This is a genomic window from Melghirimyces profundicolus (assembly GCF_003054245.1).
GTDB lineage: Bacteria > Bacillota > Bacilli > Thermoactinomycetales > DSM-45169 > Melghirimyces > Melghirimyces profundicolus.
Genome location: NZ_QBKR01000047.1, coordinates 1 through 8896, shown reverse-complemented (window position 1 = coordinate 8896; position 8896 = coordinate 1). Strand labels below are relative to the sequence as shown.

General features: G+C 51.5%; 9 protein-coding genes. 6 read left to right on the top strand and 3 right to left on the bottom strand.

Annotated features, from left to right (window positions below):
- Positions 1–367 precede the first annotated feature (367 nt).
- The 4 genes from C8P63_RS18225 to C8P63_RS18215 all read left to right on the top strand — a co-directional run bounded on the left by C8P63_RS18225 (position 368) and on the right by C8P63_RS18215 (position 3732).
- Positions 368–601, top strand: a complete 234-nt coding sequence (locus tag C8P63_RS18225) for a hypothetical protein (RefSeq protein ID WP_146172215.1) — start codon at positions 368–370, stop codon at positions 599–601.
- Between the two features lie 147 nt (positions 602–748).
- Entirely contained in the window at positions 749–904 is a 156-nt protein-coding gene (locus C8P63_RS19305) for a hypothetical protein (RefSeq protein ID WP_170109757.1), read from the top strand.
- 148 nt (positions 905–1052) lie between these two features.
- Entirely contained in the window at positions 1053–1460 is a 408-nt protein-coding gene (locus C8P63_RS18220; RefSeq protein ID WP_108026728.1) for a CHRD domain-containing protein, read from the top strand.
- Positions 1461–1662: 202 nt separating this feature from the next.
- The gene (locus C8P63_RS18215; protein ID WP_108026726.1) at positions 1663–3732 is read left to right on the top strand and encodes a penicillin-binding transpeptidase domain-containing protein; all 2070 of its coding nucleotides are present in this window, start codon (positions 1663–1665) and stop codon (positions 3730–3732) included.
- Positions 3733–4211: 479 nt separating this feature from the next.
- Here the strand turns inward: C8P63_RS18215 and C8P63_RS18210 are convergent, their stop codons facing one another.
- Entirely contained in the window at positions 4212–4655 is a 444-nt protein-coding gene (locus C8P63_RS18210) for a DUF441 domain-containing protein (protein ID WP_108026724.1), read from the bottom strand.
- A 556-nt stretch (positions 4656–5211) separates the two neighbouring features.
- Here C8P63_RS18210 and C8P63_RS18200 point away from each other — a divergent pair.
- Entirely contained in the window at positions 5212–5649 is a 438-nt protein-coding gene (locus C8P63_RS18200; RefSeq protein ID WP_108026718.1) for a hypothetical protein, read from the top strand.
- Positions 5650–5753: 104 nt separating this feature from the next.
- On the opposite strand, the gene C8P63_RS18195 is transcribed toward C8P63_RS18200, so the two are convergent.
- Together C8P63_RS18195 and C8P63_RS18190 are read right to left on the bottom strand one after the other, a co-directional pair.
- Positions 5754–6428, bottom strand: coding sequence for a type II toxin-antitoxin system death-on-curing family toxin (locus C8P63_RS18195; RefSeq protein ID WP_108026715.1), 675 nt, complete (start codon positions 6426–6428; stop codon positions 5754–5756).
- 268 nt (positions 6429–6696) lie between these two features.
- A complete protein-coding gene (locus C8P63_RS18190; protein WP_108026712.1) occupies positions 6697–7299 on the bottom strand; it encodes a hypothetical protein in 603 nt (200 codons plus the stop codon).
- Positions 7300–7712: 413 nt separating this feature from the next.
- Between C8P63_RS18190 and C8P63_RS18185 the strand changes: the two genes are divergently transcribed.
- A partial coding sequence (locus C8P63_RS18185) for an MDR family MFS transporter (RefSeq protein WP_108026709.1) occupies positions 7713–8896 on the top strand: 1184 nt, incomplete at its 3' end.

Here is an 8896-nt window from a genome sequence, read left to right as displayed (position 1 = left end):
GCGAGACTTGTGCTCTGTGAGTGCATAGCGAGACCGGGGAGAGAAGCGACCCAGGCGAGACTTGTGCTCTGTGAGTGCATAGCGAGACCGGGGAGTGAAGCGACCCAGGCGAGACTTGTGCTCTGTGAGTGCAGCCGGAGCGGCTTTGGGTAAATGCTGCCGCTCACTTTTTCACAACGCTTCCAGGGGGTTTGAATTTGATTTCGGGTCGGAAACAAGAGAACGGGAGACCGGTTGGTCTCCCCTTCTTAAACAGACTCGTTTGGGTGTTCAAAATTCCCGGGGGCCCTCTTTCCCTTCTCCCCGGTTTAAATCCTCCTCCTTTCACACCATAATGATGAATAAGAAAACCGAAGGAGGAGCGATGATGCGTGTGAAGGTCCGCGATGAAGGGGAAATTGTGGTTCCCGACGATGAACTGAAACGCCTGCGCAAACTGTTGAAGGAAGCCCGGCAGCTGGAAGCCTTCGACCTCGATCGGGGAACGCTTCCCGAACTGGTGGCGCTGGCGTTGAACCGGGGAATCGGAAAACTGGAAGATGAGCTGACCCGGATGAAATTGGCAAAGAAGCTGGAAGGGATGGAAGACCCGGACTCCTGACCTTCCATTCCCCCGTCTTTTCTCCGCAAAGGGGACTGAAAATCACCCCTGTCCACGAATAATCTGAGTAAGAAGATTAATAGCGGAAGATTTCGGAGAGAAAAGAGGGTGAAAGATCAATCCATGGCGGGGGAAGGATGAAGAAGCGTGAGACCGGGAGACACCATCCGGATCAGCGATGATAAAACGGGCCTGATCATGGAAGTAAAACCCGAAGCCCTCATTGTGATGATCGGAAACGGCAAAGAGATTCAATGGCTGCAAATCAGGAGAAGAACACTGGCGGACAGTGATTCCGCGTGAGAAGGACCGCCGCCCTGCCCGGGGCAGGGCGGTTCTTTTTATGACAAACCCTTTACACCAAAAACCGGTTAAAGAGCCCTCCACGCCTGCTGTTTCGCCCTCTCCACCTGCTGAATATTTTAAGAAACGCAGGAAAGGAGCTTGCTTTATGAGAAAATTCATTGCGGTATTGAGAGGAGCGGAGGAAGTGCCCCCGGTACGCACCCGGGCTTTCGGCATCACTCACCTCCTCGTCAGCCGGGACAAAAAACGGCTGTTCTATGTGCTGAAGGTGCGGAACATCCGCAGGTTCACCCAAGCCCACATCCATTTGGGACCCCGGGGAGTCAACGGCCCGATTGTCGCATTCCTTTTCGGATTTACGACTCCGGGGATCAGTGTGAACAAAGGAGTGGTGAGTGGAACGATCACCGCTGACGATCTGGTGGGTCCCCTGAAAGGAAAGACCATCGCCGATTTGGTCCGTGAGATGAGAAGGGGCAACACTTATGTGAATGTCCATACCGAACAAAATCCCGACGGGGAAATCCGGGGACAGATCCGGAAACTTCGCTGATTCCCCCGCCGAAAAAACCTCCATATGGCAACAGTCCCGCCGATCGACGGCAGGACTGTTTTTTGCTGTTCCGTGGCTGAATCGCGCACACCCGGAAAATATATCCTGCAACATTTATAACAAAAGATTGATAGCTTTGAGAGAAAGGATATGTTACAAAAGAAGGGGTACATACAGGTTTTCCTACATTTGAGGTGCGCAAATGAAACAAAAAGGACTGACGGTATTCAGGCAATTGCGGGAATTCTTCAGGCAGAAAGTGCCGCGCAGAGTGACAGTGATTGCGGGAATCGCCCTTCTGATCGGCACCGGTCTCATCCTTACCGAGGTGCTGTTCGGGCAGGAACATCCCCACACCGTGATGCAGGCTTACTTGAAGCACTGGGAAACCGGGAAGTATGATTCGATGTATCAGCTGCTCAGCGAGAAAGACCGGAAAAAGGTTTCCAAAAAGGAGTTCATAGAAAAACACAAAGACCTCGCCGACACCCTGGGGCAGAAAGAGATCCGCTTCCGGATGGAAAAGACAGAAGAACCCACCCAAACGGTACATTACCGCACGACCATCGACTCCAAAAAAGTCGGGAAGATCCAGTTTGACACCAAAGGAAAAGTGGTGGAAAGCGAGGACGGCGAATGGAGGGTGGACTGGACCCCCTCGATGATGATCCCGGGCTTGACCGGGGAAGATCAGGTGGAGGTCCGACACGTGCCCGGTCTCCGCGGGGAAATCCGAACCAAGGACGGCCAGGGGTTGGCGGTCAACAAGGGGAGCGTCACCATCGGGGCCGTTCCCGGAGAAATCCCGGACCTCTCAACGTTCCAAAGCCAACTTTCCCGTCTTTTGGATATGAAGCCGGAAGAGATCAAGGAAAAGCTGTCGAAAGCCGCTCCGTTGAAGTATGTTCCGCTAAAGAAAGTATCTCCGGAAAAGAAAGAAACCATCGCCAAAGCCCTTGAAGTGGAAGGCGTTTCCATCCAAAACCATACCCAACGCCACTATCCCAAAGGAGCATTGACCGCACACATCACCGGGTTTGCAGCCCCGCTCACCTCCGAGCAATTGAAAGAGCGGAAAGACGAGGGGTACCGGGAAGGGGACATCGCGGGCCGAGCGGGGTTGGAGAAAGCGATGGAAAAGAAACTCCGCGGAAAACCCGGCATCCGGATCGCGATCGTGGGGCCGGATCAAAAAGAAAAGCGGGTCCTCGGCACCACCTCTCCACAAAACGGAACAGACATCCGGTTAACGATTGACCTGAACACGCAACAACGGTTGTACGACTCGCTGAAAGGAGACACGGGGGCCTTCGTCGCCCTGGACCCGCAGACCGGAGCGGTCCTGGGAGCGGTCAGCACCCCCTCCTACAACCCCAACGCCTTCGCGAAGGGCCTGACCGACAAGGAATACAAACAGCACATCGGCAGCATCGCCAACCGCTTCGTCCACAATTACACCCCCGGTTCCACGATGAAACCGATCACCGCCGCGATCGGGCTGGAGACCGGAAAGATGAAACCCGGGACCACCTACGACACCCGGTCGGGGAAATGGCAGAAGGACTCCAGTTGGGGAGGGTACTACGTAAGACGGGTGGACCACCCCAACGTCCCGGTGGACCTGCAGAAAGCCATGGCCTGGTCGGACAATATCTACTTTGCCCGGGTGGGGCTTAATATCGGGGCCGAATCCTTTCAGCAGCAGTTGTTGAGATTCGGATTCCAAGATTCGCTGCCCTTCCCCATCCCCGTGACCAACGCCACCTTTTCCAACAACGGGAAATTCAAGAACGACATCCAACTGGCGGACACGGCCTACGGTCAGGGGCAACTCCAGGTCAGCCCCATCTTCTGGGCCTCGATCTACACAGCCTTCGTCAATGACGGGAACATGCTCCAGCCCCGTCTGATCCTGGAGGAAGGCAAAGATACGGTGGAACCGAAGGTATGGAGAAAGAACGTGATCTCTCCCGAAACCGCCCAAACCATCCACCGGATTCTGAAAGGGGTGGTCACCACGCCGGGCGGCTCCGGCAACGATCTGAAGACCCCGGGAGTGGAATTGGCCATGAAGACCGGAACCGCCGAGCTTAAGAAGAGCTACGATGACCCCAACCCCATGGAACTGGGATGGCTGGCCACCCTGTCCGGCAAACCCGGAGCCAAACCCGACCTTCTCACCATTTCCATGGTCAAGGACGTCCACGACCGGGACGGAAGCCACTATCTTTTCCCGGAAATCAAAAAGCTCTTGAAGCAACGCTATCATTAAAACCCGCACCGGTGTGCGGGTTTTTCCCGGCTTGAAACCGGATATCCCGTCATGGCCCCGCTCCCGGAATTCATGTTTTTTTACAGGCAGATTACGCGTTGTTTACGTTTCGCCGTCTTTCCCCCATGTCGTCCTGCGATGTTTTATAATGGACTCAACCAAACAGACGGGGGTGCGATTGGATGAACCAAGCTGCTGTCGGACTGTTCAATGCCACGCTGATCAGTGTTCCGATCTGGATGGCGATCGTCTATGCCCTGCGTCTGTTTCTGTGAGGAACGGAAAAAACGCCTTATATCCATACAAAAACCGTAAAAGCGTGACCTTGAAACCATCGGCACACCGGAGGGATCACTCCGGTTCCGATGATGGTTTCATCGTCACGCTTTTTTATGGTCATAAGGTTTGGATCCTGTCAACCGATCCGGCAGGTCTTTTCGTACTTGGCGCCGCTCCATCCGGCACCCTTGGCAAAATCATCATCTCAGCCAATGGGCGAACAAAGAGAGGATCCCCGCCGCAATCAGAGGGCCGACCGGAACGCCGCGGAACAAGGCCACTCCGATGATGGTTCCGATCAACAGTCCGGTCACGATGGTGGGCTGGTCCGTTAACAGCCCGGCCCCCCTTCCCCCCAGATAAGCCACAAACATCCCAACCGCCACAGCGGCCAGACCGGGGACGCTTTTGATGGTATCCACGAGGTGGGACCACGGAATTTTCCCCAGGGCGATGGGAGAAAGCACCCCCATGGTGAGAATGATCACGCCGATTTTCAATCCATACTGCTCCGTCCAAGCCAGCGGCTGATCCCCCGGCCACAAGCGGAGGGCCAACAATCCGAGACCCGCCATCCATACCGTTGCGTTTTTGGAGATGACACCCAATGCCGTGATGACAAGCAACATCAAGAATACATCCATAACCGCTCACTCTTTTCCGGGAAACATTCGAATGGTTGCCCCAAACCAAGGGATGATGGGGATGTTCATTATTGTAATGCACTTCCGGCCTCTTCTTCATCCGTCGAAGCAAACCCCTTCATCTCCTCTGCACTTTCGAGGGACAGACAGGACACCGCAAACAACAGAAAAAAAGGATCGGATCGAGATCCTCTGTTGGTTCAGATTCAGATCATCCATATGGAAAAACAACCCACTTCACAGACACCCCCCGGAGATCTCCGGGGGGTACGCTGTTCTTCGATCGAAAGAGCGGGTGACGGTACGGGATTTGGCCGGGGAAACGATACTGCACCCGGATTCACCTAAAGGACCAAACCATCCTTCCCGCGGAAGACGGACGGCACACTCCCGAGCTTCCCTCCCGTCTGATGACACCGGCCGGATCATCCGCACCATGCTGAAGCATGACCACAACCTTCTAAAGAAAGCGAAAACGTTCGAACAAATCTTCAGCGTTGGGGCCGAAGAGTGACCCTCTGTGGTAAACTAAAATAAATGTACGAGGAGTTTTCCTGTGAGTGCGGATCGAGAACGGTTAGAAAAAGATATCGAGGGGATCAAAGAGATTCTTCAGTCTCAAAAGGAAGCTGCACCCCATCGGGAAGGGGATGAGCAGATGGAGCAACAGAACTGGGACCGGTTGTTCGGGGAACTGGCTGAGATCAAGAACAGGATCAAAACGCTGGAGATCCACCGTGAACACGACAGCAAACGGTTGGATGAAATCAACTCAAGTATGAGCAAACGGTTGGATGAAATCAATTCAAGAATGGCAACTCGGGACCAGGTGAAAGCTTTGGATCGCAGAGTCGATGAAATAGCAAAGAGCGGAGCCACCAAGGATTATGTCGGCAAAGAGGTAGCCGGGGCGAAAAACAGCCTCATCATCTGGTTTGTAACCACTTTCATTGCCGTCGGAGGCTTAGTGGTTGCGGCTTTGCGGTTAATTTGAGGAGGGTTCTGATGACTTCACCCACAGGGGGTGGCCCCTTGGGGTATTTGTTTATCAGCAGTTGAACCCTTGTTAAAATGACAGCCTATTTTCGGGCTGTTTTTTTATGTCTTCTGCCCTGTTTTTACAGCAGTTGAACAGAGGTCAAAACACTGCCAATCCAGGACCTCATGCGTGGACTCGATCAAGTGATGGAGAAAATGAGAGAATGGGAAGGAAAAGTAGATGCTATAAATCCTTTTTGGATAGAAAAAACCCGACTCCCGTACGGGCAAGCGGGATGCAATGGGAGCTGATTCACATACGGTACTCCGGGGTCGGGTCACATTGTTGGGTTTCAAATGGTCATGTTTTTTATGAGTATGTTTTGACGATCGGTTCGATGACTTGTCCGATTTGATAAGACCCATCGTCTCTTTGAACCGTTCCTCCGTCACAAAAGAAACCATCATTTCTTCTGCGTCTTCATTGGACATTTCCAGGCTGTATCCGTTTTTCACCAAAAACATCCCGATACAGGCGAAAGCGGTTCGTTTATTTCCGTTGTTGAATACATGCTCTTGAAGAATGGATTGAGTAAGGGCTCCCATCTTGTCCCAGGGAGTTGGAAACAGTTTCTTGCCGAAATACTGTGCATCCTGCCTCTGAATCGCAGACTTCAGACGTTTTGCTCGCCCAGGTTCAACAGCAGCTTCCCCGTCCAATGATGATTTTTTTATTGTTAAGAAAAGCCGCTTTTCAGTAGAGGAAAACGAAAGCATAGCGTTATATCGAGGCAAAAAAACCCCCTCAACAAGTGAGGGGGCACATACAAGAGGGTCAACGATGTTCACATGGTCAAACAATCGTAGAAGTCACAGGGCATTGGGCATCTTGATCATACTAAAGCTCTCTTCCCCTGACCATCGGTAAAACGTCGAGTTTTTCGGTATTCCATTGGAAAGAAGATCGTACCCCTTTATGTTTAGCCTGAAGGCTTTTCCAATGTTAAAAATACAGCCCGTAACGAGGAAATAGATGAGGTGAAACAATCAAACTCCAGCCTTTTTATTTCACTTTCTCAAAGGACTCCAGAATCTCCAGCATGTACTTCTCCCCTTGATCCGGTTTTTTCAGGACGTTTTTATAGAGATTCACATTGTATTTCATCCCCTTCCATTCAAACCGGGCTCTGATTCGAGAGCCCTCTAAATCGTCATATACGATCCCTTTGACTTTTTTCCCATCGATGGAAAACGTCCGGGTCTCCCCTTCCAAGTCTATCCGATTGTTTTGTTGTCGAATGGAAATCGTCACAAACCCTCCGTATTCATTCGACCGGTCATCATCCCGAAGGGCCTCATGGGTGGTTGCCCCCTCTTTTGCCCTCGCAGTCACATTCATTTCATAAATCGGCGGATAGGATTCCATCACGACGTAGTTTGTATGTAAGTTCTTGAACAAATCCGTTCTCGGCAAGTACATGCGATCCGCATCCTCGGAGTCTTGGAATACGTTGGCATTGCCATCGGGGTGGACCCGGACCTTTTGGGTGATTTCGACGTCATTCTGACCGGATTTCTCACTTGTTTTTTCCGGCTCCATCGATGCAATGTACACTCCTCCGATCAGGATCAAAACAATGATGGTCATGACAATCCACTTTTTCATCTCGGTTCATCTCCTTTTGGCAAGGGAAGGCTCCTGCGAAATACCGACAAATTTTTTTACACCGGGAGGCAAGAGGGTTTGACAGCATCAACGGTCCGACTCCCGTACCCAGCTATCGTAATGATGGATAAGAGCAGGAATACTCCAAAGGCAATCATTCAACCCTGGGGCCCGATGTGGATGGACAAGGAGACCGCTATACTTGATTGACTATCGAGAGAACGTTTTCTGAAGAGAATCTGCTGTCCTTCTCTTTTGATTGCTCCTAAGGGATCTCCGCCCCCTGTTGTCAGAATGTCAGTCATTACGATCATTCTCATGGATTATTCATTTAGTGCTTCGAATGAATTGTACCGATTGGACTGAACCGATACCATAATGAAAGTTACTTCGACGGGAGCCACAGAGTGCCTATGTCCTACCACTCCAATTCCAGCACCCTCTCACGGCAAGAAAAATATCGTTGGGTCAAATACGGGGGATACCACCCCATCGTATGGTTTTTGATTATCGGTACGGCCATTACCCGCTTGGCATCCTTTATGAGTCTCCCTTTTTTGGCCATTCACCTTTCCCAATCGCTTCATCTCGATCCCTTCTCCGTGGGAATCACCTTGGGAATGAGCGGCTTGACGGGCTCGCTGGGCGGGTTTGTTGGAGGGTATCTGTCCGACCGTTGGGGACGCCAACGAATCATGGTTTTTTCTTTTTTGGTATGGATCGGCGTCTTCTTTGGGTTTATGTTTGCTGAATCGTTCTGGGATTTTTTTCTTTTAAACAGTCTCAACGGGCTGTGCCGGGCTTTTTTCGAACCTACTTCCCAGGCTTTGATGGCCGATGTCTCCACCCCGGAACAACGGCTGAAAATCTTCAGTTATCGCTACATTGCCATCAATATCGGGATGGTTGCGGGTCCCTTGCTGGGTTCCCTTCTTTATAACACGCTCGGAATGACGATCTTTCTATACACCGGAATCATTTATACCCTTTACTTCCTTTCATTAAGCACCTTTTTATTGCGTTACCGTCGCGATCTCCCGAAAGTACAGGGGCCCGAAGCCAATACGGTTCCCTTTCGTGAATGTTGGAAAGTGATCCGGCGCGATCGGGCGTTACGCTATTTTGTGCTGGCAGGGATTTTATTTTTTATCGTCTATTCTCAAATCGAATCCTCCTTGCCCTTATACTTGGTTGAACAAGCCGGAACAGCGGATCACCTGTATCCTCTTCTATTGACCATGAACGCGGCCATGGTCATCCTGTTGCAGTATTTTGCCACCCGGTGGGCTGAAAAGAAGCATATATTGACCAGCTTGTTCATTGGATGCCTCTTATCTGTGGGAGGATTTCTTTCCTTTGCAGTCGGTTCGCAGGATACGGCGTTTATTACCGGTGTCGTATTGATCACATTAGGGGAAATTCTCATCTTTCCGGTGTCCAGCTTGTTCATCGATCGCATAGCCAAAGATCGGATGCGGGGCACTTACTACGGTGCCAACAATTTGGGGCAATTGGGTCTCTTCTTCGGTCCGATGATCGGAGGAGGGTTGTTGGATCATATGAAGGGTCCGGCCATGTGGTGGCTCATGGCCTTCAT

What these genes read in the sequence shown, in the direction of transcription:
- C8P63_RS18210 (WP_108026724.1), bottom strand. Translation starts at nt 4,655, where the DNA reads ATGGATGTATTCTTGATGTTGCTTGTCATCACGGCATTGGGTGTCATC.
- C8P63_RS18225 (WP_146172215.1), top strand. Translation starts at nt 368, where the DNA reads ATGCGTGTGAAGGTCCGCGATGAAGGGGAAATTGTGGTTCCCGACGAT.
- C8P63_RS18220 (WP_108026728.1), top strand. Translation starts at nt 1,053, where the DNA reads ATGAGAAAATTCATTGCGGTATTGAGAGGAGCGGAGGAAGTGCCCCCG.
- C8P63_RS18190 (WP_108026712.1), bottom strand. Translation starts at nt 7,299, where the DNA reads ATGAAAAAGTGGATTGTCATGACCATCATTGTTTTGATCCTGATCGGA.
- C8P63_RS18215 (WP_108026726.1), top strand. Translation starts at nt 1,663, where the DNA reads ATGAAACAAAAAGGACTGACGGTATTCAGGCAATTGCGGGAATTCTTC.